Genomic DNA, 24716 nt, shown 5'->3' with positions numbered 1-24716 from the left:
GAGGCGCGTCGGCGTCCCGGGGCTTTTTTATGTCCGCCTGTCTGAGCCGATGGCCGTCAGGCGCGGCCCACGCTGCCCCAGGCCATTCGGCCCCGGTGGAAGGTTGCGGCGCGTGGCGAAATACGCGCCACCGCTTCGGCGGAGCAGGAGGCGTCAACCAGCACGAAGCTGGCGTCGTCCTGGACTTTAGGCCACACGCGCTCGCCCTTATCGTTCAGCGGCAGCACGTCGCCGGTGGCAATCGCCAGCGAACGGGAGAGCGTCTGCTCATTCGGGCGAATGTAGAGCTGGGCGTAGAGGTTGGCCTTCTCCAGCATGTCGCCGAGGCCGTACGGCGACCAGTGATCGATAACGCTGTCGGTACCGGTCATCACAAACACGCCTTTCTCACGCAGCTGGCTCAGCGGCATATGCAGGGTACCGATCGGCACGGTTGAGGCGATGGTTATCTGCGTGGCCGCCATGCGCTCGGCAATCGCCGCGACCTGCCGTTCGTTGAGGGTCGCCAGGGCAAAGGCGTGGCTGATGGTCAGCTTGCCCTTCAGCTGCGGGGTTTTCTCCACGGTTTCTACCATGTAGTTTATCGCCGCCACGCCCGCCGGGCTGGTTTCGTGCAGATGAATATCCACCCCTTTGTCATAGTCCAGCGCTATCTGGAACATCGTATCGAGCGACTTCTCCATTGCGCCGTCGACGTTGGTCGGATCGAGGCCGCCGACATAGTGCGCCCCGGCCTGCATCGCTTCGCGTACCAGCGACTCGGAGTGCGACAGCAACAGGCCGTGCTGCGGGAAGGCGACGATTTCACATTCGAATCCCGGACTGCGCCGCGCCAGCACCGCCTGCAGGTTTTCGAGGTTCTTTAGTCCCGAGGTCGGTTCGATATTGCAGTGGCTGCGGGCCACGGTGGAGCCTTTGGACTGGATAAGATCGATCAGCTTCTCTGCGTGCTGCTGGGTATAGGGCTGCAGCTCAGGCAGCAGCTTCTGCTCAAGCTTAATCATATCCTGAATTGTGGTGCCCGCCGGGCGGTTCAGGGAGCGCCACGGGCCGCCGTAAAAGGTTTTATCGAGGTGAATATGCATGTCGCGCATCGCCGGGAGCATCAGCATGCCCGCCGCGTCGTAGTGGGGGAGGGCGGCATCGGGATGGCTTTTATTGCTCCGCAGGGCCGCTATCTTCCCGTCGCGAATCTCCAGGGTCTGCAGCTCGGTGCGGGTATGGACCACCGCCCCGTTTTCATACTCGAAGCCGCTCTCCAGCAGCACGTTGTCGAGGTAGTAGTGTTTATCGCCGAGGCTCGTGGTCCCCTGGGGATCGCTGCAGGCGGCCGGGCTGCTGCCGTCCGCGTAGGCGGAGGGGGCCGCTGCGCCGAGCAGGGCCGCGGCGGCGGCTATTTTCCCGCTGCGGGTGAGAAACTCCCGGCGGCTATTGTCGTTATTCATCTTTCTTCCTTAAGCTATGCGCCGTTAGTTATGCACAATATGGGTGCCCGTTTCCCCGCGCAGCGCGGCGGGCAGGCGTTCGGGGGTGGTAATAATGACCCGGCTGCCGCCGTGGGCCAGGAAGGCCAGGCTGGCGACGATTTTCGGCAGCATGCTGCCCGCCGGAAAGTGGCCCTCCTGCATATAGCGGGTCATCTCGCCGACCGTCACCGTTCCCAGCGCCTGCTGGTTGGCTTTGCCAAAATGAATGCACACCTTCTCAACGCCGGTGGTAATAACCAGCACGTCGGCGTGAATTTCCTGCGCCAGCAGCGCGGTGGAGAGGTCTTTATCGATGACCGCATCCACGCTCTGATAATCGCCGCCTTCGCCGCGCACGACCGGAATACCGCCGCCGCCGGCGCCGATCACCAGGAAGCCCTGGCGGGTGAGGGTTTTAATCGCCTCGGCCTCAACGATGCGCTTTGGCTCCGGCGAGGCCACCACCCGGCGATAGCCGCGCCCGGCATCTTCGACGAAGCGCCAGTCGGGATGCGCCAGCTGCAGTTCGTCGCGCTGGGGTGCGCTAAAAAATGCGCCAATCGGCTTGGTGGGATGGGCAAAACCGGGATCGTTTTTGTCCACCTCAACCTGGGTGACGACGGTGACCGCCTTCTGCTCGCCGCGATGGGCCAGACGATTATTGAGCGCCTGCTGGATCAGATAGCCGATGCCGCCCTGGGTATCGGCAACGCAGTTGGCCAGCGGGGTGAGCGGCAGGCCTTCGCGCTCGTGGGCGATTTCGGCGCGACGGAGATCCAGCCCAACCTGCGGCCCGTTGCCGTGGGTGAGCACGATGTTATAGTCCGATGCCAGCATCTCCAGGACCGTATCCGCCACGGCTCTCACGGCTTCGGCCTGATGCTCAATCGACTGGCTGGCGTTATCTTTGATGATGCTGTTGCCGCCAATGGCAACGACCACGAGTTCTTTCATTGTCCGGGTTCCGCTACAGAGGGTAAGAGAGTTATGGTTGTTCGCCGTTGCCCGGGAGCGCCGCCCCCGGGAACCCCTGGCTAAGCGAGGTAACGCTCGCTCCAGCGCAAAATGGCCTTTTCAAAGCAGGCGAACGGCGGGTGGACAATGCCGGCGCCGATCATGCCGATCCCGGCATCCTTATGGGCGATGGCGGTATTGATCACCGGCAGAATGCCGCTGCTGCCGACGCGGGTAATATCGATGGCGGTCGGGACGCCCATAAAGCCGAGCAGCGGAATGGTGACGTTGGGGTTTTCGCCGAGGGTGATTTCACGCATCTGGCGCGAAAAGTCGATAGCCTCCTCAACCGTGCCGCCCACCAGCGCGACGATAGCCGGCGCCGTCGCCATCGCAAAGCCGCCGATGCCGTAGGTTTCGGTAATCGCGCTATCGCCGATATCCAGCCCGGAGTCTTCCGGTTTATAGCCGGCAAACATCGGGCCGATAACCTGCTGGGCCGGGCCGGTAAACCACTCTCCCGGCAGGCCGCTGACCCGCAGGCCGAACTCGACGCCGTTGCGCGCCATGGTGGTGACCACGGTGCTGTACTCAATACCGTGGGCCGCGTCCATCGCCGCTTTGCACATCGCCATCCACGTCGGGCCGGAGAAGTAGTCGCTGCTGGCGACAAACTCGAAGACCTGGCGCTGCTGCTCAACGGAGTAGCCGGCCTGGATAATGCCCGGCGTCAGCGCCTGAATCAGCAGGGTGGTGCCCGCATTGTTGCGGTTGTGGCACTCGTCGCCCATATGCAGGGCCTGGGCCAGCATCAGGCGCAGGTCGATTTCGCCGACGATCTTCATCGCCTCCCGCAGCATCGGCCCCTGCACGTCGCGCATCCAGTTAAGGCGATCGATCACGCTCTGGTCGTTGGCCCCCATGCGCAGGATCTTCGCCATCTGCTCGCTCATGTTGGTAAACGCGACGTTGCCGTAGGTTTTATTCTCGACAATATGCATGAACATTGAGGCCGAGGTGACCCCCGCCATTGAGCCGACGCAGTCGTGCTCGTGGCACGGTGAGAAGATGATCTCCCCGGAGGCCGCCAGCTCTGCGGCCTCGTCCAGATCCTGCGCCAGGCCTTCGAACACCAGCGCCCCGGTCACCGCGCCCTTCATCGCGCCGCACATCTGCTCCCATTTGACCGGCGGCCCGGCGTGGAGGATGGTTTTGGCGGTCATGCCGGGAACCACGTTAATGGCCTGATCGAAGCCGGTCAGCACAGGGTGCGACTGAATAATGCGCTCCAGCGCCTGCCGGTTGGCGGCGGCGATTTTGTCGGCCAGCGCGGAGTCGGCGATGGCGTCCAGCGCCTGCACGACCTGCATATTGCCCTGGCCCGGTGGCGTCCAGTCGAGCTGGGTAACGGCGACGTGCTGCTTTTTCAGATCTTCGCTGAACAGGGCGATCCCAACGTTAATCACGTTCAGCGGCTGGTTGAATAGTGGCTGGCTCATCAGGCTTTCTCTCCTTTGCAGATAAATTCACGCGCCAGCAGGCCGGTATGGCTGCTGCTGCTGGCCAGAATGACGCCCGCATCGCTAAGCCGGCGGCGCTGTTGTTCCAGGGAAGGGGTATCGAGGTCGGTGCCGAGCACGTAGCCGAGGATCGCCAGCGGGCGCCCGTCGGCGGCGGCAATGGCCTGCGCCTGCTTGATCGCCTCCAGCATCGCGCCGGCGGGATCTTCGTGGGAGCCGAAGCCCAGCACGAAATCCATAACGATAGCGGCGACCTGCGGATCGCGCGCCTCCTGCAATAGCCGCTGGATGCGGCTGGTCGGGTCGATCATCGGGTGCGGCCTGCCGTTGGTGAAGTCGTCATCGCCGAAGTCGAGGAAGGTATGTCCGACGCTGCGGTTGATATCCGTCAGGCGCAGGGCCGGGTCGGGCTGAATATTGCTGTAGACCTCGGCCTCGTGTTCCAGCAGCGCAAACATCGCTTCATCGCACAGGGTGCCGCCGCAGAACAGGCCGCGAATATACTTCTGCTGCGGGGTCAGGCGTGCGCGAACGTCGGCAATCAGCGCCCGATCCGCCGCCAGGCGATCGCTGCCCGCCGGCGTAATGCCGCAGAGCGCGACCGCTTTCAGCGCCGCGTCGTAGGTGCCGCGGGCAAACTGCAGGCCGCTCTCATCCGCAGGCGCTTCGGCGCGGCCGAGGAAGCAGGCCACCACCGGCTTGCGGCAGGCGCGGGCGCGTTCAATGACCCGGCGCGCCACCGCCGGAGCCGGGGGTTTTGAGATCAGGACGACGATCTCGGTCTGCGGATCGTCTTCCAGCATCCCGATGGCGTCCAGCATCATCAGTCCGCCGATTTTTTCGCTCAGATCGCGCCCGCCGGTGCCGATAAGCTGCGACACACCGCCGCCGAAATCGTGGATCCTAACGCTCAGCTCCTGGCTGCCGGTGCCGGAGGCGCCGACAATCCCGATATTGCCGCGGCGCACCGCGTTGCCAAAGCACAGGGCGGTGCCGTTAATGATGGCGGTGCCGCAGTCCGGCCCCATCATCAGCAGGCCTTTTTCATGGGCCAGCTGCTTCAGCGCCAGCTCCTCTTCCGGCGTGACGTTATCGGAAAACAGCATGACGTTAAGATCGTTTTGCAGCGCCTGGTGGGCCTCCCGGGCGGCGAACAGGCCGTTGACCGAAATCACCGCCAGATTGCTCTCGGGGAGATGCTTTTTGGCGCTGGCAAGCGTCGCGTAGCGGGCTTCATGCTGGCCGCTCTGCGCCTTGTTGTGGAACAGCTCTTCGATGGCCGCCAGGGTTTGTTCGTTGTCCGCGCCGTCGCGACCGCTAATGACGATCATCAGGTCGCCGTTTTTCGCCCCGGCCAGCTCCGGCGTCAGCAGCCCGAGATTTTTCAGCACCCCTTTGTTCATCTCCGTGGCCATCGCCACGAACGCCTGCTCTACGCCGTCGAGCTGATTGGCCCGGGTCGAAATCGACATCAGCGAAACGGAATCAAAATAGGTATTCGGCTTAACGATTATTTTGACTGACATAATTTCCTCCATACGTTTGGCTCAGGGCGCAGGCGTCCGCCATGCCGTACAGCATGTCGCAGCCGGAGCTTGAGCCAATATTTTTAATATCGGCAATAGCCTCGATAGAAAAGGACGCTGGTTCATTCAGTAAATAATGAATAAATCGCGCAATACTTTCTCGGTAACGCTGGTTTAAGGCGGCTTCTAAGGTTATGGCGCTGAGCGGGGTGGTATTATTCCCGGCACGCTGCAGGGCCAATAAAAAATCATTCCGGTATTTTTCGCCCGGATGTCCGGGGAGCAATAAAATAACGCTGAGGCCAACCAGATAATCATCCGCCGACGGCGTCAGGCCAATACCCAGCCCCAGCATAGAGGACACCGTCGGCGTAATTTCATCTCCCTGCTGCAGGGCCGCTAATAAAGCGCGGCGGCGTTGCTGTAATTGCCGGCTAATTTCCTGATGAAAAGGATTATTGCCGCGATAGAGAAATAAGGTTTCATCGTCGTGCAGCTGCTGGCGGAGCGTTTGGCTCCAGCGCCGCCACGGAATATGCCGCAGGCGCTCGTCGCTCAGCGTGGGTTTGGTCATTTGCCAGCGCCGGCATTGCGAGGTCTCTATCCATCCGCTCTCGCCAAACGCAATGCCTGAATCAAGAAAGCGAACCGGCTGGCCGGGCCGGAACAGGTTGTCAAAGTGTGTGAGTGCCAACCTACAGCTGTTGGGCGCGTTGTCGTAATCTGCGCAGAGCAGCGTCAGCATCCGCTGCGGACCCGGAACAAACAGGTTTACCGCCCGGGAAAAGCGCTGTTCAACCCGTCCGCTGCCGCGCTGCGCGAGAAACCTTTCGTCCGCAGTTAGCGCTTGCACACACCGCCGTTTGGAGGTGTCGATAGCGGTTCTCCTCGGTTAGGCGCCCGCGGCAGTCAGCAGGCGGGCTATTGCGCTAAAGCCCTTTTCCCGCGCCAGCTCCAGCGGAGTTCTGCCGTATTTATCGGTCATATGCGGGCTGGCGCCGTGCTCCAGCAGCAGCGCAACGATCGACTGCTGCGTGCTGCCGCCGTCGTTGAGCACGATGGCTTCCAGCAGCGGCGTCCAGCCGACAAAGTTGGTATGATTAACGTTAATCCCGGTCTGCGTCAGCAGCTCTTTGACGATCGCCAGATGGCCTTTTTCACAGGCCGGCGTCAGGCCGACGCCGCCAAAACGCGTTAGGCAGTTGAGGTTCGGAGCGGCGGGAAGAATTAAGCGCAGCAGCGTTAAATCATTATTCAGGCAGCTTATCAGGAAGGGGTTTAAACAGGTCTGGTCCTGTTTATTAATATCGATCCCCGCAGCAATAAGCTGCGCCACGCAGTCATAGTGCTGATGTAAGCTGGCGAGGACGATGGCGGTCTGGCCGTGGCGGTTAGCGCTATTAATATTAACGCCCTTGAGCAGGCACTGTTTTAACTGTGCGAGGTTTCCTTGCTCCGCCGCTAACAGGTATTCAGTGATGAGATTTTCCCTGGACATAAACCGGCTCCGGATAATTTGCGCTGACGATTTTGGTTGATGGGCTGAGGATAGCAATGAAAAAATGATAAAAGAACCCGCTTAAAATTTATTCGCCGGAAAGCGGCTGATTGTTGAATATTATTTAATAATAGATGCAGGCTGTGCGGTGGTGCACCCTTTGCTGGTTTCTTCGTATTCCCCTTAATGCAATCGGGTTTTATTTATATATAGTTGCCGAAGGTAATAACGACGCCTGGAAACAATTATCCGGAGGAGGACAAGATGAACGGACTCACGGCTACGGGGATTACTGTCGGAATTAGCGCTGGCGTCTGGCAGCTTATCTCCTCACACGTTGGGCTTGAGCACGGCTGGGAATTATTAGGCACGATTGGCTTTGTGGCCTTCTGCAGTTTTTATGCCGCGGGCGGGGGTAAGGCGGGGTTCGTCAGGAGCCTGTTTGTTAACTACTCCGGGGTGGTATGGGCGTTTCTTGCGGCGCTGGCCTCGGGCTGGCTCGCCGCGTTGAGCGGCATATCGGGCTTCTGGGCCAGCGTCATCGTCACGGTGCCGTTCTCGGCGGCGATCGTCTGGCAGGGGCGGTTTTCTCTGACCTCGTTTATCCCCGGCGGCTTCCTCGGCATGACGCTGTTCTTCGCCTCCGGGCTCAACTGGCCGGTGACGCTGCTGGGCTTTTTTGCCGGCAACTGCGTCGGCCTCATTTCCGAATATAGCGGCCGTCGGCTGAGCGAAGCGACGTCGAAGCCCGAAGCCTGAAGCGCCGCTGCGGCCTGAGAGGACCCGCGTTCTTTCAGGCCGATTGTGAGCGTGGCGTTAAAAGTTATTCAAAAATGGTTGCCCAATCATCCAGCAGGCAAATACATTCAGCATGAGGATCTAACGGATGGCCGGTTGACGAGAGCAGGAGCGGGCAAATGAACTCAATTTTTACCGAAGAGAATCTGCAGGCGTTCACCACGGCGGCGCGCTTTGGCAGTTTTAGCAAGGCGGCGGATGAGCTGGGGCTCACAACCTCCGCCATCAGCTACACCATTAAGCGCATGGAGACCGGGCTGGACGTGGTGCTGTTTACCCGCAATACCCGCAGCATTGAGCTCACCGAATCCGGCTACTACCTTTTTCGCAAAGCCACCGACCTGCTGAACGATTTCCACGCCATCAAGCGCAGCATCGATACTATCGCCCAGGGCATCGAGGCGCGGGTGCGAATCTGCATTAATCAGCTGCTCTATACCCCGCGGCACACCGCGCGCCTGCTGCAGGTGCTTAAAAAACAGTTCCCCACCTGCCAGATAACCGTCACCACCCAGGTCTACAACGGCGTCTGGGACGCCATTATTAATAACCAGGCCAATATTGCCATCGGCGCGCCGGATACGCTGCTCGACGGCGGCGGTATTGATTACACCGAAATCGGCGCCATTCGCTGGGTGTTCGCTATTGCGCCGGATCACCCGCTGGCGTTTATGCCGGAACCGATCTCCGAAAGCCAGCTGCGCCTCTATCCGAATATCATGGTGGAAGACACCGCGAATACGATTAATAAAAAGGTCGGCTGGCTGCTGCATGGCCAGGAGGCGATCCTGGTGCCGGATTTTAATACCAAGTGCCAGTGCCAGATCCTCGGCGAGGGAATTGGCTTCCTGCCGGATTATATGGTCAATGAAGCGATGGACGAGCGGCTGCTGGTCACGCGTCAGATCCACAACCCGCGCCAGGACTCGGGAATGCTGCTCGCCACCCAGCACGCGGCGACCGGACAGGTGACCCAGTGGATTAAAAAGGAGTTTCGTCCGGGCGGCGTGTTGACCGCTATTTATCAGGATTTGCTCCATCGCGGGAAATAATGGCAGCAGGCCCGGCCGCTTTATGTGATATAACAGCGCGTATAAAAACATAAGGTGTTAATTAAATGAAAAAATTTAAGTTAATTGTTGGTAGCCTGATCTGTGCTGGTTGTTTATTAACGCCAGTAGTATCGATGGCAAGTTATAAAATAAATACCCAGCCGATTCATTTCGATAAAGGCACCAGCGGTACCACTATTCATAATGCGGTGAGCGGAGCCGATGTAAAAGACTATACGCTGGTGGCTAAGGCAGGCCAGACGATGCGCGTCAATATGAAACGCGGCGCCCACCATCCCTATTTCAACGTCATTAACCCCGCCAATGAAACGATTTTTAATGGCGCCATGCGCGACGGCGATTTTGAGCAGCGCCTGGCGACAAGCGGCAAATATACCGTTCGCGTATACCAGATGGGCGGCGCGCGCGATGAGGGAAAAACCAGCCCCTATGAGCTGACGTTTAAAATTATCCACTAGCCAGCCCTAGCCCCAACCCCAACCGCCTGCGGGCGGTTATTTCATCGCCACCCGGCTGGCCTTCGCGCAGCTGTGTCGCGTATCCACGACGATCTGCACCTCAACGCCGCGATCCCCAGCGGCAGCCAGCGCGCGGGCAGTATCCGCAGCCTGAAAGGCGATCGTGCGGATCGAGGCGTGGGCCTGATGAATGGTTTGCAGAACCAGCCGGCGGCGACGCTCTCCCGCGTCTGTCTATGATAAAGCTTGTCCATTCATGAATGATTCCCCAATCAAATCATCTCCTGCTGAATGCCAGTCCCGCGCCCTCGGCTCGTGAGCAAACTGCTGGTTGCCTCTCATTTTTCGCTCGTTTATGCAGCAATGTTAGATATCTGTCAAAGTTCTGTTACTGCGTAGTTTTAAAATTTTCATTTCAGTTATTTAATTATAAAAGTTTCAAATAAGTTGTTAATGAAACAAAGGAACTGAAATAGAGTGCTCCGAACCAGAGATGATTAATGAACTACTGTTTTAATAATTCATTATAAATCAACCGATTTTAGCGGTTTGTGGCAAAAGATAAGCCGACGGCGCTGGCGGAGACGCGTTCTCTGGCCGAAGGACAGGCAGGTGTTTGACCCGTTTTTAATGAAATGAATCTTTCATTTATCTCAATGAACTGGCGTATCAACGACGCTCAAGGATCAACTGTGAATATCAAGAAAACGATTGTTGCCTCTTTGTTAGCCTGTATGTTGCCTGCGGTTGTTATGGCAAAAGATATCTCCGTCGGCGTTTCGATGGCGCTTTTTGATGATAACTTTCTGACCATCCTGCGTAATGCCATGCAAAAAGAGATGCAAAAAGATGGCGTTAAGTCGCAGGTTGAAGACGCAAAGGGCGACGTGGCGCAGCAGCTGCAGCAGGTACAGAACTTCATCGGTCAGGGCGTTGATGCCATCATCGTTGCCCCGGTCGACACCAACGCGGTGAAACCGATTATCGATCAGGCGACCAAAGCCGGTATCCCGCTGGTGTTCGTTAACCGTCGCCCGCAGCTGCCGCTGACGGACAAAATGGCCTACGTCGGTTCGGATTCGGTCCTCGCCGGGCGCCTGCAGATGGAAGCGCTGGCGAAGGCGATGAACGGTAAAGGAAACGTGGCGATCCTGCTGGGCGACCTGGCCAATGAATCGACCCGCGATCGGACGAAGGGCGTGGAAGAGGTGGTAGCGAAATACCCGAATATTAAAATCGTGCAGAAGCAGACCGCCAAATTTATGCGTAACGACGCGGTCGACGTGGTGAGCAACTGGATGACCAGCGGAGAAGATATCCAGGCCATTGCCTCAAACAACGATGAAATGGCCATCGGTGCGCTGCAGGCGCTGGGCAGCAACCCGAACCACATTCTGATCGCCGGCGTTGACGGCACCCCCGACGCGCTGCAGATGCTCAAAAACGGCAAGATGATCGCCACGATTTTCCAGGACGCGAAGGGGCAGGGCGAGGGCGCGGTCAACGCCGCCATCAAGCTGGCTAACGGTGAGAAAGTCGAAAAGGTCATCGACGTTCCCTACCAGCTGATCACCAAAGAAAACATGTCTGATTTCGTCAGCCGCAACCAAAAATAACGATCCCAGGCCCAGCGGTACGGAGGTTTTTCTATGAACGCTTTTGCCCTAGAAGCCGAAGGTATCAGCAAGTTCTTTCCCGGCGTGAAGGCGCTCGATAATGTCTCACTGCGCGTGCGCCCTGGAACGGTACACGCGCTGATGGGCGAAAACGGGGCCGGTAAATCCACGCTGATGAAATGCCTTATCGGGATTTACCGTCCCGATAAGGGCGCGATAAAAGTCAAAGGCCAGCCGGTTCAGTTTCAGGACACCATGGATGCGCTGCGATCGGGGATCTCGATGATCCACCAGGAGCTTAATCTGGTGCCGCATATGACGGTGGCGGAAAATATCTGGCTCGGCCGCGAGCCGATGAAGTACGGCTTCGTCGATCATCGCCAGCTCATCCGCCAGACCCAGACGCTGCTGAATAAGCTCAATATTCGCCTCTCCGCCGATCGGCTGGTGGGCGATCTGAGCATCGCCGCCCAGCAGATGGTGGAAATTGCTAAAGCGGTCTCGTGGAACGCCGATATCGTGATTATGGATGAGCCGACCTCGGCGTTAACCGAAGGGGAGGTGGCGCACCTGTTTACGATTATTCGCGACCTCCGCGCGCAGGGCAAAGCCATCATCTATATCAGCCATAAGATGGATGAGATTTTTGCTATTACCGATGAAATCAGCGTCTTTCGTGACGGCAGCTGGGTCGCCAGCCAGCAGACGGCGGAATATACCCGCCAGTCGTTAATCACTCAGATGGTCGGGCGAGAATTAACCCAGCTGTTCCCAAAATTCAATAATACGATCGGCGAGGATGTCCTGAGCGTGCGCAATCTGTCGCGCAAGGGCTACTTTGATGACGTCAGCTTCAGCGTGCGGCGCGGCGAAATCCTCGGCGTTGCCGGGCTGGTCGGGGCCGGGCGCAGCGAGGTGATGGAGTGCCTGTTCGGTATGGAGAGCTTTGACGAGGGCGAGGTGCTGATTGATGGCGTCCCGGTGAAGATAAATTCTCCTTCCGTCGCCATCGAAAAGGGGATGGCGCTGCTGACCGAGGATCGCAAAAAGTCCGGCCTGTTCCTCGTCCTGTCGGTGCTGGAGAATATGAGCATCGTGAATATGCCGGAATATGTCGGCAAAAGCGGGTTTGTTAAGCATGTGAAAATGGCGGAGGACTGTATGCAGCAGATCCGCCGTCTGAATATTAAAACCCCGACGATGGATCAAATTATTAATAACCTCAGCGGCGGTAATCAGCAAAAAGTACTGATTGCCCGCTGGCTTTTAGCCCAGCCCAAAATATTAATTCTCGATGAGCCGACCCGCGGTATTGACGTGGGCGCAAAGGCTGAAATTTACCATCTGATTAGCGAACTGGCGAACCGTGGCGTCGCGGTGATTATGGTTTCCTCTGAGCTACCGGAAATCCTCGGGATGAGTGACCGCGTGATGGTCATGCACGAAGGGCGTATTACCGGCATCCTTGAAAAAGATGAGGCCGATCAGGAAACCATTTTGTCGTTGGCATCCAATTGAGGCGTAGAGAATGAGCAATATGAAACTGACCGCAGCTCCCGTAAATGAGAAACCCTCTTTCTTGAGTCAGCTACGGCATAAAATGCCGAAAGATACCGGGATATTTATCGTCATGGTGGCGATTGCCCTGACGTTTGAAATTGCCGGCTGGTTCGTTCGCGACCAATCATTTTTAATGAATAGCAACCGCCTGGTGCTGATCGTTTTACAGGTGGCGATTATCGGTATTATCGCCGTGGGGGTGACCCAGGTGATTATTACCACCGGGATTGACCTCTCCTCCGGCTCGGTTATCGCCCTTGCGGCGGTGGTGGCGGCAAGCCTGGCGCAGACCTCGGACAGCCTCACGCCGATGTTTCCCTCGCTGGTCAACCTGCCGGCGGCGATCCCCATTTTTGCCGGGATCGGCGTCGGTCTGCTCTGTGGGTTAACCAACGGTTTTCTGGTGACCCGCACCGGGATCCCGCCGTTTATCGCCACGCTCGGGATGATGGTTTCCGCGCGCGGTCTCGCCCAGTATTACACCCAGGGAAACCCGATTAGCTTCCTGTCCGACAGCTTTACCGCCGTGGGTCAGGGGGCGATGCCGGTCATTATCTTCTTCGTCATCGCCGCGCTGTTCCATATCGCGCTCAAGCATACCCGCTACGGTAAATACGTCTACGCCATCGGCGGCAACATGACCTCGGCAAAAGTGTCCGGCATCAACGTCAACAAGTACCTGGTCATCGTTTACACCATTGCCGGCGCGCTCTCCGGTCTGGCCGGCGTGGTATTGGCCGCGCGCGTCAGCAGCGGCCAGTCGAGCATGGGGATGTCCTATGAGCTGGATGCCATCGCCGCCGCGGTGATCGGCGGCAGCAGCCTGATGGGCGGCGTTGGGCGGATTACCGGAACGCTGATTGGGGCGGTGATTCTGGGGCTGATTAAAAGCGGCTTCACCTTCGTCGGCGTCGATGCCTACGTGCAGGATATTATTAAGGGCATCATTATTGTCGCCGCGGTGACCATCGATATGCGCCGTAACCGTAAGAAGCACTAGCCCACCTCATCGGCAGTGCCCGAGCGCAGGCTTCCGGCCCGCGCTCAGGGCAGGCCGCAGATCCGGTCCCGGCCGCTGTTTTTCGCCTTATACAGTTCGCTATCTGCCCGCGACAGCAGCTCCTCCAGCGGGCACTGCCAGCCCTGAGAAACCCCGAAGCTGGCGGTGACCTTAAAGGTCTCACCGCCGCTGGTGTGGAAGGTCAGCTTGCGGATTTCATGCTGAATACGCGCGGCGTAGCTGGCAACGTCCTGCGCCGTCGGGGCCAGAAACAGCACCGCAAACTCCTCGCCGCCGAGGCGACCCACGACGTCGCTCGGGCGGCTAAACTTGCTCAGCGTTTTGGCCAACGCCACCAGCACTTCGTCGCCCATCGGGTGCCCCCAGCTATCGTTAATCGACTTGAAGCGGTCGACGTCCAGCATAATAAGCCAGGCGCTCAGGGCCTCGCTCGACTGACGCAGCAGCGCCTCGCCCCGGCTATTGAACGCCCGGCGGTTAAACAGGTGAGTGAGCGGGTCCTCCTCCGACTGGCGCTGGTACTGGCGGCTGATGCGCGCATCTTCGCGCAGCTTTTTCCCAAGGGTGCCGAGCGATGAGAACAGCTCCTGCACCTCTTCCGCGGTGTCGTCATCGATCTGGACGTGCGCCTGCTTGCCGGCGATCAGATCGGCGGCAATATTATTTAAGCGCAGAATAGGGCGCAAAACCCGCGAGCGAATATAGAAAATCATCGCGATCGTCAGGGCGTAGACCAGGGTCAGCACCAGCGAACGGATGAGCAAACTCTGCAGCGCCCGGCGCTCGCTGGCGGTGTAGTGCTTTTTGACGCCGGTCATATAGGTATTCAGCAGATTATCAAAAGCACCGAGGCTGGCGTGATAATCAATGGCGAAGCGCTCGGCGCTAATGCTGTAGGGCTGATTGCCGTCGCTCTCCTCTTTTAAGCGATTAATTAAACCAATCCCCTGCGTTTCGAAGGCCTGGCGGGTATTCTCCAACTGGCGCTGAAAGTGCGGGATATAGCTCGCCTCGTCGCCCTGGGTTTGCAGCAGCCACCAGGCGGTATTAATCCGCTCAATGCCGCGGGTGATCCCTTCGCGGTTCGCCTGGGGAATTTTTGTTTGGGTTGCCAGCGGGATCAGCAGCTGCGAGCCGAGCCTGCCGGTGGCGTCGCGCAGCTCGCCCAGCGCCTGGGCGCGCAGAATAGGCCCCAGCGCGCTGGGCTCCAGCAGTAAAAACTCGGCGGTGCGCTCAAACAGCGCCTGATGGTAAAAGTCGGTCGCCACTACCATATCGCGGATGGCGTGCTCTGCCGTCGCCGGATCGCCGAGCTCCCGGCTGCGGAAGGTATCGGCGAGGCGCCTGGCGTGGGCCAGCTGATGCTGCATTTCCACCATCAGCTCGGGGGAGAGCAGGTGCTGCGGGATGCTTTGCATATCGCGATCGGTGACCCGGCGGTGGGCCTCCAGCGCCTGCCACTGCCGCTCTTTATCCGCCAGCGGGCTCAATACCAGCTCGTTAACGAAGGCGCGTTCGCCGGCTAAATCGTTGGAGACCTGCAGGACGCGGTAAAAAATATCGAACTGAATAACGTTGTTATGCGCGCTTTTCCACATCGACCATGAGCCGGAGAGCAGCCAGAAGGAGAGAATGGTGGTTAAACAGATTGTCGCTAACGCAGACCCCCAGATATAGCGGAGTACGTTGGACGATGCGGCGGCTTTTTTTTTCGTTTTCACACGTACCCGGCGTCAGCAGTAAGAGGCGATCCCATCAGGCTATTTTCGCGGCGAGTATGACCCGGCAGCGTGCCCGGCACGTTGACCTTAAGCCCGCCAGACACCGCTTCTTTCCCTGCGTACATTGGCCATACTATAGGCGATCTTCCTGCTGATTTTAGCAGAAAATCCAAAAATAAACGTCTTTAAGCGCCGGGTAAGGTGCTGTTTTAATTTATTTATGCTGGGGTTTTCCTCTCCGCGGGCGCGCCATGCGGCCCCCGGAGAGGAGAGCGTTTGTCGCCATGCGCAATCTGTTCGCTATGACGACAGGCGGGGATCAGGAGGATTCGCACGCGGCGCTAAGCAGGCTGTTAAGCAGGACGTTGGCCCCTTTTTCGGCCCACAGAGGGAGAATGTTTTCGGCCTCATTGTGGCTAATTCCCTTCTCGCAGGGGATAAATATCATGCTGGCTGGGGCCACTTTGCTGATATAGCAGGTATCGTGTCCGGCGCCGGAAACCATCCGTTTCGCGCTGTAGCCGAGCGCCAGGGCGGCCCGCTCGCTGCGCGCCAGGCAGTCGGGGTCGAAGGCGATAGGCGCGTAGTCAAAAATACGCTCGACCTCTGCCGCGACGCCGCGCTGGCCCAGCGCCGCGGCGGCGCGGCGCAGCGCGAGCTCCATCGCTTCGAGGGCGTCGCTTTGCGGGTGGCGAAACTCGACGCTGCACTCCACGCGGCCGGGCACCACGTTACGCGACCCGGGCGTTACCTGCAGCGTGCCGACCGTCGCGCGGCCGTCGGGCTGGCGGGCGATGCCGATCTCTTCCACCGCCAGCGCCAGCTCGGCAAAAGCGGTCAGCGCATCGCGGCGGCTGTTCATCGGCGTGGTACCGGCGTGGGCGGCGAAGCCGGTCAGGGTGACGTTGAACCAGCGCTGGCCCATCGCCGCGTGCACCAGGCCGATATCAATCCCTTCGTCTTCCAGAATCGGCCCCTGTTCGATATGCACCTCGTAGCAGGCGTGCAGGGGAAACGCCGCCGTCGGGTGCTGGCCGCGATAGCCGATCGCCTCCAGCGCCTCGCCGACGCTGACGCCGCTGCGATCTTCCCGGGCAAGGGCCCACTCTTCGCTAAACTGCCCGGCCCACACGCCGGAGGCGAGCATCGCCGGGGCAAAGCGCGCGCCCTCTTCGTTGGTCCAGTTCACCAGCACGATATCGCGCTCGGTTTCGACGCCGCGCTCGTTAAGCACCCGCAGCGCCTCCAGCCCCGCCAGCACGCCGTAAATACCGTCATAGCGCCCGCCCAGCGGCTGGGAGTCAACGTGCGAACCGGTCAACACCGGCGCCAGCGCCGGGTTTTTTCCCGCCCGGCGGATAAACATATTGCCCATGCTATCGACCCGGTAGCCAAACCCCGCCGCCAGCGCCCAGTCGCGCAGCAGATCCCGGGCCCGACGGTCCTCTTCGCTCAGCGTCAGCCGGGTGACGCCGCCGGCGGGCGTCGCACCGATGGTTGCCATTTCGTTTAGCGTGGCCCACAGGCGCTCGCCGTTGACGGTTATCATGATGGGTCCTTCTTTACGCGGTAGCGGAAATCACAGCACGGTGCGCCCTGCATAATGGTCGTCGTGCGGGTCAGCTCAACCTCCGGGGCGTAGCCGACGATAAACTTGTCATCGCGGGCGCAGGAGAGCAGGTGGCCAATCTCGCCGAGGCCCATCTGGTGATACATTTCGGCGTAGCGGCAGCGATTAACGTTGTAGTTGTACTGCCGGTCGTCGGCGTCGAGCACGGTGACCTCTAGGGCATTGTCCTTTTCCCACAGGTACTGCAGGGCGACAAAGCTCTGAATATCCGCGCCGTTGGGCTCCTGGTCGGCAAAGGCTTTCCCTGCCTCGATGGCGGCGTTCTCAATCGCCTCGCCGATGACCGCCTGGGCGCGCGCTTTGCCTATCTCGCGGACCAGGATGTCGTAAATCGGCTTGATTATCTCTGCTTCAATTTTGCGGCGGGCAAGAATGCCCAGCTCATTATTATCACTCATCACATTGCCTCACTGCGTTACTTCGTGGTGGCGCCGCCGAGCACGGTTTGCGGCTGCCATTTGCCGTCGACGACTTTGTAGACGGTAAAGGTTGGCGACTTCAGATTGCCTTCTTTATCAAAGGCAATTTGCCCGGTGACGCCGGAATAGCTGATGGCGCGCAGGACGGGCAGGTAGACCGCCGGATCGACGGAGTCGGCTTTTTCCATCGCCGCCGCCAGCACGCGGGTGGCATCGTAGGCGAACGGCGCGTGCAGCTCGATATGGGTGTGATAGCGCGACTGATAGGCCTGCTCAAAGGCCTTGCCGCCCGGCATCTGCTCCACCGGCAGGCCCGGCTCCAGCGCTACCACGCCGTTGCCCTCTTTTTGCGCCAGCTGCAGGAAGGTCTGGCTGACGAAGCCGCCCGCGCCCATCAGGGTGGCGCTGATCCCCATCTGCTTGATGCGGCGCGCCAGCGGTGCGGCCTGGCTATCGACGCCGCCGAAGAAGATAAGATCGGCGTTTTTGCTGCGGATTGCCGTTAGCACGGCGCTGAAGTCCACCGTTTTATCATCGACGTACTGACGATCGACGATATCGATCCCCTGGGCCTTCAGCGACTTAATAAACTCATCCGCCAGGCCCTGGCCGAAGGCGGTACGATCGTCGATCACCGCGATGCGTTTGGCCTTCAGGGTTTGCACCGCGTACTGGCCGGCAAACTGGCCGCCGTCATCGTCGTGGCCCATCACCCTAAAGCTGGTATCGAAGCCCTGTTTGGTATACGCATGACCGGTCGCCACCGGCGCAACCTGGGCGATCCCTGCGTCGTGATAGACCCGCGCCGCCGGAATGCTGGTGCCGGTATTCCAGTGCCCGACCACCCCCGCCACGCCGCTGTCCACCAGGCGCTGGGCGACGGCTACCGCGGTGCGCGGGTCAGACTGGTCGTCCTCCGACTGCAGCTTAAAGGTCACCGCCTTGCCGCCGATCGTCGGGTGCTGCTTGTTGATATCGTCGATAGCCAGCTGAGCGCCGTTTTCCAGATCCTTGCCAATACGCGCGGAGGGGCCGGTCAGCGGGCCGGCTAGGCCGATAGTGACGGTTTCGCCGGCGGCGGACCATGCGGCGGAAGAGGCAAAACCGCTGAGCACAATAGCGGCGCTGAGCGCACTGATTTTTGCTGTTTTCATTGTTTTTCCCTGATGTTGGTTGGTGTGTTAAACGGGCATTTCGCCCAGATAAATCTGTGCAATACGGTCGTCGGCCAGCAGCGTTTGCGACGCCCCGCGCTCAACGATGCTGCCGCTGTCCATGACCCACGCGCTGTCGGTGGCCTCCAGCGCCAGGCGCGCGTTCTGCTCGATCAGCAGCAGCGCCACGCCGCGCTGGCGCAGGGTGGCGATAACGCGAAAAACGTTCTCCACCATCAGCGGCGCCAGCCCCATCGACGGCTCGTCGAGGATCAGCAGCCGCGGGCGGCTGAGCAGGGCGCGATTAAGCGCCAGCAGCTGCTGTTCGCCGCCGGAGAGCAGCCCGGCCAGCTGATGCTGGCGCTCGCCGAGGCGGGGAAACTGGCTGAAGATGTCGTCCATTTCGCGCTTCACCGCCGCACCGTCGCGGCGCAGCCAGGCGCCCATCTGCAGATTTTCCAGCACCGTCATGCGGGCAAAAATGCCGCGGCCTTCCGGCACCATCACCAGCCCTTCGCGCAGCAGCGTTTCGGCCCGCCGTTGGCGTACCGGCCTGCCGTTGAAGACGATGTCGCCGCTAAACGGCTCCAGCCCGGTCACCGCGCGTACGGTGGAGCTTTTGCCCGCGCCGTTGGCGCCGATAAGCGTCGTCTGCTCGCCCTCTTGCACGCTAAACGACACCTCGCGTACCGCCTGGATGCCGCCGTAGTGCACCCCAAGACCGCTAACGGTTAACAGATCAGACATGCGCGTTTCCTCCCAGCCAGGCGGCGATAACCGCCGGGTCACGACGTACGGTTTCAGGCGTGCCGCTGGCCAGCGTTTTGCCATAGTCCAGCACCATCAGGCGATCGCAGATCCCCATCACCAGCTTGACGTCGTGCTCAATCATCAGCAGCGTTTTGCCGTCGTTGCGGATGCGCAGCAGCAGCTCGCCAAGCGCCACTTTCTCCGCGGCGTTCATGCCGGCGGCCGGCTCGTCCAGCGCCAGCAGGCGCGGGTCGGTAGCCAGCGCGCGGGCAATCTCCAGCCGCCGCTGGTGGCCGTAGGCGAGGTCGCAGGCGCGGTAGTGGGCGAACTGGGCGATGCCGGTATACTCCAGCCAGTGCCACGCCAGCTCGCGGGTTTGCGCCTCTTCGGCGCGGGCGCGTCGGTGGCGGCTCAGCGCCGCCCACAGGCCGTTGCGGGTGCGTACGTGGCGGCCGACCATCACGTTTTCCAGCACCGACATCTGGTTAAACAGCCGCACGTTCTGGAAGGTGCGGGCGATGCCGGCGGCGGTGACTTTCTCAATGTTTTTCGGAAAGTAGGGCTGACCGGCGATGGCGAACTCGCCGCTGTCCGCCGGATAGAGCCCGGTTATCAGGTTAAAGCAGGTGGTTTTACCCGCGCCGTTGGGGCCGATAAGACCGTAGATTTCGCCCTCGTTGATGGCGAGCGAGACGTTATCGACCGCCGTCAGGCCGCCGAAGCGCTTGGACATATGGCTCACGCTGAGCAGGCTCATGCTTTGGCTCCTTTGTGTCCGGCGGGCCAGATGCCCTGCGGGCGCAGCAGCATCACCAGCACCAGCGCCAGGCCGTAGAACAGCTGGCGCAGAATTTCCGGGTCAATCAGCACTTCGCCAAACAGCGCCTGCTGCAGCGGGGCGGCCTGGCTGCGCAGCAGCTCGGGCAGGGCGGTCAGCAGAACGGCGCCGAGGATAACGCCCGGGATATGCCCCATGCCGCCGAGCACCACCATCGCCAGCACCGCAATCGACTCCTGCAGAGTGAAGGATTCGGGGGAGACGAAGCCCTGGAAAGCGCCGAACAGCGCCCCGGCGACGCCGCCGAACGAGGCGCCGATGGCGAAGGCCAGCAGCTTATAGTTACGCAGGTTAATGCCCATCGCCCGGGCAACGTCCTCATCCTCACGGATGGCGTGCCAGGCGCGGCCGATCCGCGAGTGCTGCAGGCGCAGGCAGACGAAGATAATCGCCACAATCACCAGCATCAGCAGGTAGTACCACAGCCACAGCGCCGGAACCTTAACGCCGAACCAGTGATAGACGCCGCTGAATTTAAGGCCGAACAGGCTCAGCGTATCGACGCCGGAAATACCCTTTGCGCCGTTGGTAATGTTCACCGGGCGATCGAGGTTGCGCATCAGGATGCGGATAATCTCGCCGAAGCCGAGGGTGACGATGGCCAGGTAGTCCCCGCGCAGCTTGAGGGTCGGCGCGCCCAGCACGATGCCGCAGCCCGCCGCCACCAGCGCGGCGAGCGGAATAATCAGTAGCCAGGAGGTGTGCAGGCCGTCCGGGAACCAGGCCAGCAGCTGCGGAAACGCCTCCAGCAGATGCGGGGAGGCGAGCAGCGCCGCCAGGTAGGCGCCGACGGCATAGAAGGCGATAAAGCCCATATCCAGCAGGCCGGTGTAGCCGACCACGATGTTGAGCCCCAGCGCCAGCATGATGTACAGCAGGGCGAAGTCGATAACCCGCACCCAGTAGTTGCCGCCGAGCTGGCTGGCGACCATCGGCGCCACCAGCAGCGCGCAGATAAACAGGGTCATGCCGGACCAGAAGCGACGGGATGCGGCGGGGGCCGCGACGAGTTGTGCCGTTGTCATATTTTTTCCTATGCCCGATGCGCGACGCGCTCGCCGAGTAAACCGGCGGGACGGAATACCAGCACCACTATCAGCACCATAAAGGCGAAGATATCCTGATAGTTGCTGCCAAAGACGCCGTGGGTCAGGTCGCCGAGATAGCCGGCGCCCAGCGATTCGATGATCCCCAGCAGCAGGCCGCCGAGCATCGCGCCGCGAATATTGCCGATGCCGCCGAGCACCGCTGCGGTGAAGGCCTTAATGCCGGGGAGGAAGCCCATTGAGAAGCTGGCGCTGCCGTAGTTGCTGGCCATCATGACGCCCGCCAGCGCCGCAAACGCACCGCCGATGGCAAAGGTGAGGGTGATAATGGCGTTGGGGTTGACCCCCATCAGCGTGGCGATGCGCGGGTTCTCCGCCACCGCGCGCATGCCGCGGCCTAAGCGGGTAAATTCCACCAGCAGCCACAGGCCGAGCATGACCGCAAAAGCCAGCGCAACGGTGACGATGCCGGTCACGGTGACGATTGCCGGCGGATGCGCCGCGCTGCCGTGGGTCACGGCGATCGGCTCCATCGGCAGGATCTGCGGGAACATCAGCGGGTTGCGGGTCCAGATAATCATCGCCACGGTTTGCAGCAGCACCGACACGCCGATCCCCGAGATCAGCGGCGCCAGGCGCGGAGCGTTGCGCAGGCGGCGGTAGGCAAAGCGCTCAACCGCCATCGCCAGCAGGGCGCAGACGACCATAGCCAGCATCAGCGCCAGGCTCAATTGGGCCAGCGGCGGCAGGCCGGGAAAATGGGCGTTTAGCGCGTTCATTGCCGACAGCGTCGTCAGGGCGCCGACCATCAGAATATCGCCGTGGGCAAAGTTAATGATGCGCAGGATGCCGTACACCATGGTGTAGCCGAGCGCGATAAGGGCATAGATGCTTCCCAGCATGATGCCATTGATGAATTGCTGTATGAGTGTGTCCAACCGATTTACCCGACAATATGCTCAAATTACGGCTACCATCCAATAAATGAATTAAATTGTAAAATACGGATATATTCTTTCTTATTATGATCGCGAATTTATCTATCTTTATGATATTTAATATAATTAAATAACGTGTCGGATCTCACTTAGCGCTAAGAAAATCAATATATGAAAAAAACAGAACAATCGGCGGAGCGGGAAGGCTGGGCGGAAAGCGGCCTGGCCAACGATCCGCCGCTGCGGGCGGTGCGCGCCTTTGAGGCCATCGCCCGCCTCGGCAGCATCACCCTGGCCGCTCAGGAGCTGGCGATATCGCCGTCGGCGGTCAGCCATCAGCTGAAGGTGCTGGAGGGATATCTGCAGATCCCGCTTACCGAGCGCCAGGGGCGACGGCTGACCCTCAGCCTGCAGGGGCGGGAATACTACCGCTCCATCCGCGCGGCGTTTAACGTTCTGCGCCAGGCCACCGAGCATCTGGTCGATCAGGTCCAGAGCCAGCAGGTCACGATCAGCCTGATCCCGCTGTTTGGCATGGGCTGGTTTATTCCTCGCCTGCCGTCATTCGTTCACGCCAACCCGCAGACCGAAATTAACGTGGTTTACGCCAACCACCGCAACTACCTCAGCGACGCCTCGGATATGTCGATTCGCTTCGGCAACGGGCGGTGGGCGGGATATCAGAGCGAAAAGCTGATTTCCGGCAGAATGGTGGCGGTATGCAGCCGGGCGTTTATCCGCCTGCACGGACATATTGATACCCCGGAGCAGCTGCTGCAGATGCCGCTGCTCCACGACGAGGAGCGCAGCACCTGGAACCAGTGGTTTGTGCAGCAGGGCGTGAAGCGCCCGCCGCGATCGACGGGGCCGCTGTTTGAGGACGGGCTGTTAACCCTCGCCGGGGTGCAGGCCGGGCTGGGCTGCGCGCTGATGCGCGAGCCGCTGATCGCGCCGTATCTGAACAGCGGCGAGCTGGTGAAAATCTTTGACGCGGCGATCGATGACGGCCGGGATTACTACCTGTGCGTGCGCCAGGACAGCGAAATGACGCCCAACGGCAGGCTGCTGCAGAGCTGGCTGCGCAGCGAAGCGCTGGGATAGCCCACTAGTCATCGACCGTTGACGTTTGCGCATACAGGATCACGATGCCCAGCGCGTTGCTGCGTTTTATAATCGTAATCCGGTTGTCACCGGGATAGTAGCCAAAGGGGTAGCAGATGCGGATCTCTTTTTGTAGCTCCGGTTCTTCAACGTACGCCCCGGAGCAGCTGCGCGAGCCGCCGGAGGCATACTGGTAGGGGGCGGTATAGGTTGATACTTCACCGGGCTGCAGCCAGGTCAGGGTGATCAGTATCACATGCTGAATTAACATGGCGAGGGCAAACGTCACCACAAAACTGCCGACTATGGCGTTGAACAGCTGGCGAGGAGGCATATTGCTGACGACGCCCTTACGGATGATTAACCAGATAAACAGGGCCATGATAAGCAGGGACAGCGCTAAGGCAATATACAGCATGACGCGAATCACGACCTGATTGAGAAATGTTTCACGGTCGATTTCAACGTGCCACGTCACGGCAAAAAAAATCACCAGCAGGGTGGAAACGGTGACGGATATTAACCACGGATATGAATATTTTTTCACTGATTAGCCTCCCTGCTGCAATCAGTATGCGCTTAAGAATTTACCTACTGCCGCTCACAGTTTTGCCTGGTGGCGAATTTGCAGGGTCGCCGGCAGATAGCGCTGCAGTGGCTCCGGGGTGGCGCCGTCGATAAGCTGGCTGATCAGGTCATAGCAGTGCCAGGCCAGCTGGCGATTATCCTGCTGAACGGTATCAATGCGCAGCGACAGCGAGTCGTACAGATAGTGATCGTCGAAGCTGGCGAGGTGGATGCCGGAATCGAGTAGATTATGCTGGCTCATGTAGCGCAGCACCCCTTCCAGCAGGCCGCAGGCGGCGGTGAACAGCGCCTGAGGCGGCCGCCCCAGCCGCGCGCAGAGCGCGGCAAACATTTCGTAACCGGAGCTGGGATGATAGTTGCCGTTAATCACCCATTCAGGGCGAAGCTCAACGCCCGCCTGCGCCAGCCCCTGGGTAAAGCCGGCCAGCCGGTCCCGCGAAGGCGAAAGCCGCGGCTGACCGCCGAGAAACCAGAACTCCTCGGCGTGCTGGGGCGCAATCCGTGAGATCAGCTCGGCGGTGGGGGTGATGGAGTCGGTCATCACCAGCGGCAGGCTGCTGCCGCTGGGGCTGCGGTCAAACAATACCACCGGCAGCTGCTCGCTGAGCTTGAGGTAATCCGCGTCGTTGTGCATGCAGGAGGCGACGATCAGGCCGTCAACCTGGCGGGCAATCATATTATTGACCACCATGCTTTCCTGGGCCGGGTTTTCGTCGGTGCAGGAGATAAGCAGCTGCACGCCCGCCTCGCGGCACAGCATTTCCAGCTCATGGGAGAAGACCGCGAAGCCGTAGTTGGTGATTTCAGGCACCACCAGTCCGATGGTATGGCTGCGGTTATCGCGCAGCGAGCGGGCGTGGATACTCGGCTGATAGTGCTGCTCGCGGGCGATGGTCTGGACGCGTTCGCGGGTCTCCTGCGCCACGCGCAGCTCTTTGCCACGACCGTTCAGCACGAGGCTGGCGGTCGCTTTCGAGACGCCCGCCAGCTCGGCGATATCTTTAATGGTAACGCGTTTGGTTTTCATCACGACAGCATACG

General features: G+C 60.1%; 24 protein-coding genes. 8 read left to right on the top strand and 16 right to left on the bottom strand.

The window, feature by feature from the left end; genetic code table 11:
* Positions 1–56: 56 nt before the first annotated feature.
* The 6 genes from M2416_RS05205 to M2416_RS05180 form a co-directional block, all read right to left on the bottom strand.
* Positions 57–1445, bottom strand: coding sequence for an amidohydrolase family protein (locus M2416_RS05205; RefSeq protein ID WP_259222502.1), 1389 nt, complete (start codon positions 1443–1445; stop codon positions 57–59).
* 24 nt (positions 1446–1469) lie between these two features.
* Complete coding sequence (locus M2416_RS05200; RefSeq protein ID WP_259222500.1) at positions 1470–2420, bottom strand: carbamate kinase family protein; 951 nt, start codon at positions 2418–2420, stop codon at positions 1470–1472.
* Positions 2421–2500: 80 nt separating this feature from the next.
* Positions 2501–3919 (bottom strand): YlbE family protein, encoded by a 1419-nt coding sequence (locus tag M2416_RS05195; protein ID WP_259222498.1) that lies wholly within the window; start codon positions 3917–3919, stop codon positions 2501–2503.
* Positions 3919–5466, bottom strand: coding sequence for an acyl-CoA synthetase FdrA (gene fdrA / locus M2416_RS05190; RefSeq protein ID WP_259222497.1), 1548 nt, complete (start codon positions 5464–5466; stop codon positions 3919–3921). The genes M2416_RS05195 and fdrA overlap by 1 nt, the downstream gene beginning before the upstream one ends.
* On the bottom strand, positions 5444–6319 hold the full coding sequence (locus M2416_RS05185; RefSeq protein WP_259222495.1) for an oxamate carbamoyltransferase subunit AllH family protein: 876 nt from the start codon (positions 6317–6319) through the stop codon (positions 5444–5446). Before M2416_RS05185 ends, fdrA begins: the two co-directional genes overlap by 23 nt.
* A gap of 39 nt (positions 6320–6358) precedes the next feature.
* Positions 6359–6964: an ankyrin repeat domain-containing protein gene (locus M2416_RS05180; RefSeq protein ID WP_259222493.1), complete on the bottom strand. Its 606-nt coding sequence runs from the start codon at positions 6962–6964 to the stop codon at positions 6359–6361.
* Between the two features lie 264 nt (positions 6965–7228).
* Between M2416_RS05180 and M2416_RS05175 the strand changes: the two genes are divergently transcribed.
* From M2416_RS05175 to M2416_RS05145, 7 genes are all read left to right on the top strand, one after another.
* Complete coding sequence (locus M2416_RS05175; protein ID WP_259222491.1) at positions 7229–7723, top strand: DUF1097 domain-containing protein; 495 nt, start codon at positions 7229–7231, stop codon at positions 7721–7723.
* A 158-nt stretch (positions 7724–7881) separates the two neighbouring features.
* Entirely contained in the window at positions 7882–8814 is a 933-nt protein-coding gene (locus tag M2416_RS05170) for a LysR substrate-binding domain-containing protein (RefSeq protein ID WP_041144432.1), read from the top strand.
* A gap of 134 nt (positions 8815–8948) precedes the next feature.
* Positions 8949–9293 (top strand): DNA breaking-rejoining protein, encoded by a 345-nt coding sequence (locus M2416_RS05165; RefSeq protein ID WP_259222488.1) that lies wholly within the window; start codon positions 8949–8951, stop codon positions 9291–9293.
* Between the two features lie 72 nt (positions 9294–9365).
* A complete protein-coding gene (locus M2416_RS05160; protein WP_259222487.1) occupies positions 9366–9533 on the top strand; it encodes a hypothetical protein in 168 nt (55 codons plus the stop codon).
* A 452-nt stretch (positions 9534–9985) separates the two neighbouring features.
* A complete protein-coding gene (locus M2416_RS05155) occupies positions 9986–10909 on the top strand; it encodes a sugar ABC transporter substrate-binding protein (RefSeq protein ID WP_041147543.1) in 924 nt (307 codons plus the stop codon).
* 33 nt (positions 10910–10942) lie between these two features.
* Positions 10943–12427, top strand: a complete 1485-nt coding sequence (locus M2416_RS05150; protein WP_259222485.1) for a sugar ABC transporter ATP-binding protein — start codon at positions 10943–10945, stop codon at positions 12425–12427.
* Positions 12428–12446: 19 nt separating this feature from the next.
* A complete protein-coding gene (locus M2416_RS05145) occupies positions 12447–13469 on the top strand; it encodes an ABC transporter permease (RefSeq protein ID WP_175636947.1) in 1023 nt (340 codons plus the stop codon).
* 44 nt (positions 13470–13513) lie between these two features.
* Here the strand turns inward: M2416_RS05145 and M2416_RS05140 are convergent, their stop codons facing one another.
* The 8 genes from M2416_RS05140 to M2416_RS05105 all read right to left on the bottom strand — a co-directional run bounded on the left by M2416_RS05140 (position 13514) and on the right by M2416_RS05105 (position 21950).
* On the bottom strand, positions 13514–15211 hold the full coding sequence (locus tag M2416_RS05140; RefSeq protein WP_259222483.1) for a GGDEF domain-containing protein: 1698 nt from the start codon (positions 15209–15211) through the stop codon (positions 13514–13516).
* Between the two features lie 319 nt (positions 15212–15530).
* Positions 15531–16760, bottom strand: coding sequence for a Zn-dependent hydrolase (locus tag M2416_RS05135; protein WP_259222482.1), 1230 nt, complete (start codon positions 16758–16760; stop codon positions 15531–15533).
* Positions 16757–17239, bottom strand: a complete 483-nt coding sequence (locus M2416_RS05130; RefSeq protein WP_041144439.1) for an L-2-amino-thiazoline-4-carboxylic acid hydrolase — start codon at positions 17237–17239, stop codon at positions 16757–16759. Before M2416_RS05130 ends, M2416_RS05135 begins: the two co-directional genes overlap by 4 nt.
* A gap of 17 nt (positions 17240–17256) precedes the next feature.
* Positions 17257–18414, bottom strand: coding sequence for a branched-chain amino acid ABC transporter substrate-binding protein (locus tag M2416_RS05125; protein WP_259222481.1), 1158 nt, complete (start codon positions 18412–18414; stop codon positions 17257–17259).
* Between the two features lie 27 nt (positions 18415–18441).
* Entirely contained in the window at positions 18442–19161 is a 720-nt protein-coding gene (locus tag M2416_RS05120; RefSeq protein WP_167692083.1) for an ABC transporter ATP-binding protein, read from the bottom strand.
* Complete coding sequence (locus M2416_RS05115) at positions 19154–19921, bottom strand: ABC transporter ATP-binding protein (RefSeq protein WP_041144442.1); 768 nt, start codon at positions 19919–19921, stop codon at positions 19154–19156. Before M2416_RS05115 ends, M2416_RS05120 begins: the two co-directional genes overlap by 8 nt.
* Positions 19918–21027: a branched-chain amino acid ABC transporter permease gene (locus M2416_RS05110; RefSeq protein WP_076944814.1), complete on the bottom strand. Its 1110-nt coding sequence runs from the start codon at positions 21025–21027 to the stop codon at positions 19918–19920. The genes M2416_RS05115 and M2416_RS05110 overlap by 4 nt, the downstream gene beginning before the upstream one ends.
* An 8-nt stretch (positions 21028–21035) precedes the next feature.
* On the bottom strand, positions 21036–21950 hold the full coding sequence (locus tag M2416_RS05105) for a branched-chain amino acid ABC transporter permease (RefSeq protein ID WP_227503288.1): 915 nt from the start codon (positions 21948–21950) through the stop codon (positions 21036–21038).
* Positions 21951–22157: 207 nt separating this feature from the next.
* Here M2416_RS05105 and M2416_RS05100 point away from each other — a divergent pair, with 207 nt between their 5' ends.
* A complete protein-coding gene (locus tag M2416_RS05100) occupies positions 22158–23087 on the top strand; it encodes a LysR substrate-binding domain-containing protein (protein ID WP_041144445.1) in 930 nt (309 codons plus the stop codon).
* Positions 23088–23091: 4 nt separating this feature from the next.
* On the opposite strand, the gene M2416_RS05095 is transcribed toward M2416_RS05100, so the two are convergent.
* Both M2416_RS05095 and M2416_RS05090 read right to left on the bottom strand, forming a co-directional pair.
* A complete protein-coding gene (locus tag M2416_RS05095; protein WP_259222475.1) occupies positions 23092–23634 on the bottom strand; it encodes a hypothetical protein in 543 nt (180 codons plus the stop codon).
* Positions 23635–23688: 54 nt separating this feature from the next.
* Positions 23689–24702, bottom strand: coding sequence for a LacI family DNA-binding transcriptional regulator (locus tag M2416_RS05090; protein ID WP_041144447.1), 1014 nt, complete (start codon positions 24700–24702; stop codon positions 23689–23691).
* Positions 24703–24716 lie beyond the last annotated feature (14 nt).

This window comes from Klebsiella sp. BIGb0132 (assembly GCF_024810075.1).
GTDB lineage: Bacteria > Pseudomonadota > Gammaproteobacteria > Enterobacterales > Enterobacteriaceae > Klebsiella > Klebsiella terrigena.
The sequence above is the reverse complement of the archived record's forward strand: the minus strand, read 5'-3'. Positions and strand labels throughout refer to the sequence as shown.

What these genes read in the sequence shown, in the direction of transcription:
- M2416_RS05205 (WP_259222502.1), bottom strand. Translation starts at nt 1,445, where the DNA reads ATGAATAACGACAATAGCCGCCGGGAGTTTCTCACCCGCAGCGGGAAA.
- M2416_RS05200 (WP_259222500.1), bottom strand. Translation starts at nt 2,420, where the DNA reads ATGAAAGAACTCGTGGTCGTTGCCATTGGCGGCAACAGCATCATCAAA.
- M2416_RS05195 (WP_259222498.1), bottom strand. Translation starts at nt 3,919, where the DNA reads ATGAGCCAGCCACTATTCAACCAGCCGCTGAACGTGATTAACGTTGGG.
- fdrA (WP_259222497.1), bottom strand. Translation starts at nt 5,466, where the DNA reads ATGTCAGTCAAAATAATCGTTAAGCCGAATACCTATTTTGATTCCGTT.
- M2416_RS05180 (WP_259222493.1), bottom strand. Translation starts at nt 6,964, where the DNA reads ATGTCCAGGGAAAATCTCATCACTGAATACCTGTTAGCGGCGGAGCAA.
- M2416_RS05175 (WP_259222491.1), top strand. Translation starts at nt 7,229, where the DNA reads ATGAACGGACTCACGGCTACGGGGATTACTGTCGGAATTAGCGCTGGC.
- M2416_RS05170 (WP_041144432.1), top strand. Translation starts at nt 7,882, where the DNA reads ATGAACTCAATTTTTACCGAAGAGAATCTGCAGGCGTTCACCACGGCG.
- M2416_RS05165 (WP_259222488.1), top strand. Translation starts at nt 8,949, where the DNA reads ATGGCAAGTTATAAAATAAATACCCAGCCGATTCATTTCGATAAAGGC.
- M2416_RS05150 (WP_259222485.1), top strand. Translation starts at nt 10,943, where the DNA reads ATGAACGCTTTTGCCCTAGAAGCCGAAGGTATCAGCAAGTTCTTTCCC.
- M2416_RS05145 (WP_175636947.1), top strand. Translation starts at nt 12,447, where the DNA reads ATGAAACTGACCGCAGCTCCCGTAAATGAGAAACCCTCTTTCTTGAGT.
- M2416_RS05135 (WP_259222482.1), bottom strand. Translation starts at nt 16,760, where the DNA reads ATGATAACCGTCAACGGCGAGCGCCTGTGGGCCACGCTAAACGAAATG.
- M2416_RS05130 (WP_041144439.1), bottom strand. Translation starts at nt 17,239, where the DNA reads ATGAGTGATAATAATGAGCTGGGCATTCTTGCCCGCCGCAAAATTGAA.
- M2416_RS05125 (WP_259222481.1), bottom strand. Translation starts at nt 18,414, where the DNA reads ATGAAAACAGCAAAAATCAGTGCGCTCAGCGCCGCTATTGTGCTCAGC.
- M2416_RS05120 (WP_167692083.1), bottom strand. Translation starts at nt 19,161, where the DNA reads ATGTCTGATCTGTTAACCGTTAGCGGTCTTGGGGTGCACTACGGCGGC.
- M2416_RS05115 (WP_041144442.1), bottom strand. Translation starts at nt 19,921, where the DNA reads ATGAGCCTGCTCAGCGTGAGCCATATGTCCAAGCGCTTCGGCGGCCTG.
- M2416_RS05110 (WP_076944814.1), bottom strand. Translation starts at nt 21,027, where the DNA reads ATGACAACGGCACAACTCGTCGCGGCCCCCGCCGCATCCCGTCGCTTC.
- M2416_RS05105 (WP_227503288.1), bottom strand. Translation starts at nt 21,950, where the DNA reads ATGCTGGGAAGCATCTATGCCCTTATCGCGCTCGGCTACACCATGGTG.
- M2416_RS05100 (WP_041144445.1), top strand. Translation starts at nt 22,158, where the DNA reads ATGAAAAAAACAGAACAATCGGCGGAGCGGGAAGGCTGGGCGGAAAGC.
- M2416_RS05090 (WP_041144447.1), bottom strand. Translation starts at nt 24,702, where the DNA reads ATGAAAACCAAACGCGTTACCATTAAAGATATCGCCGAGCTGGCGGGC.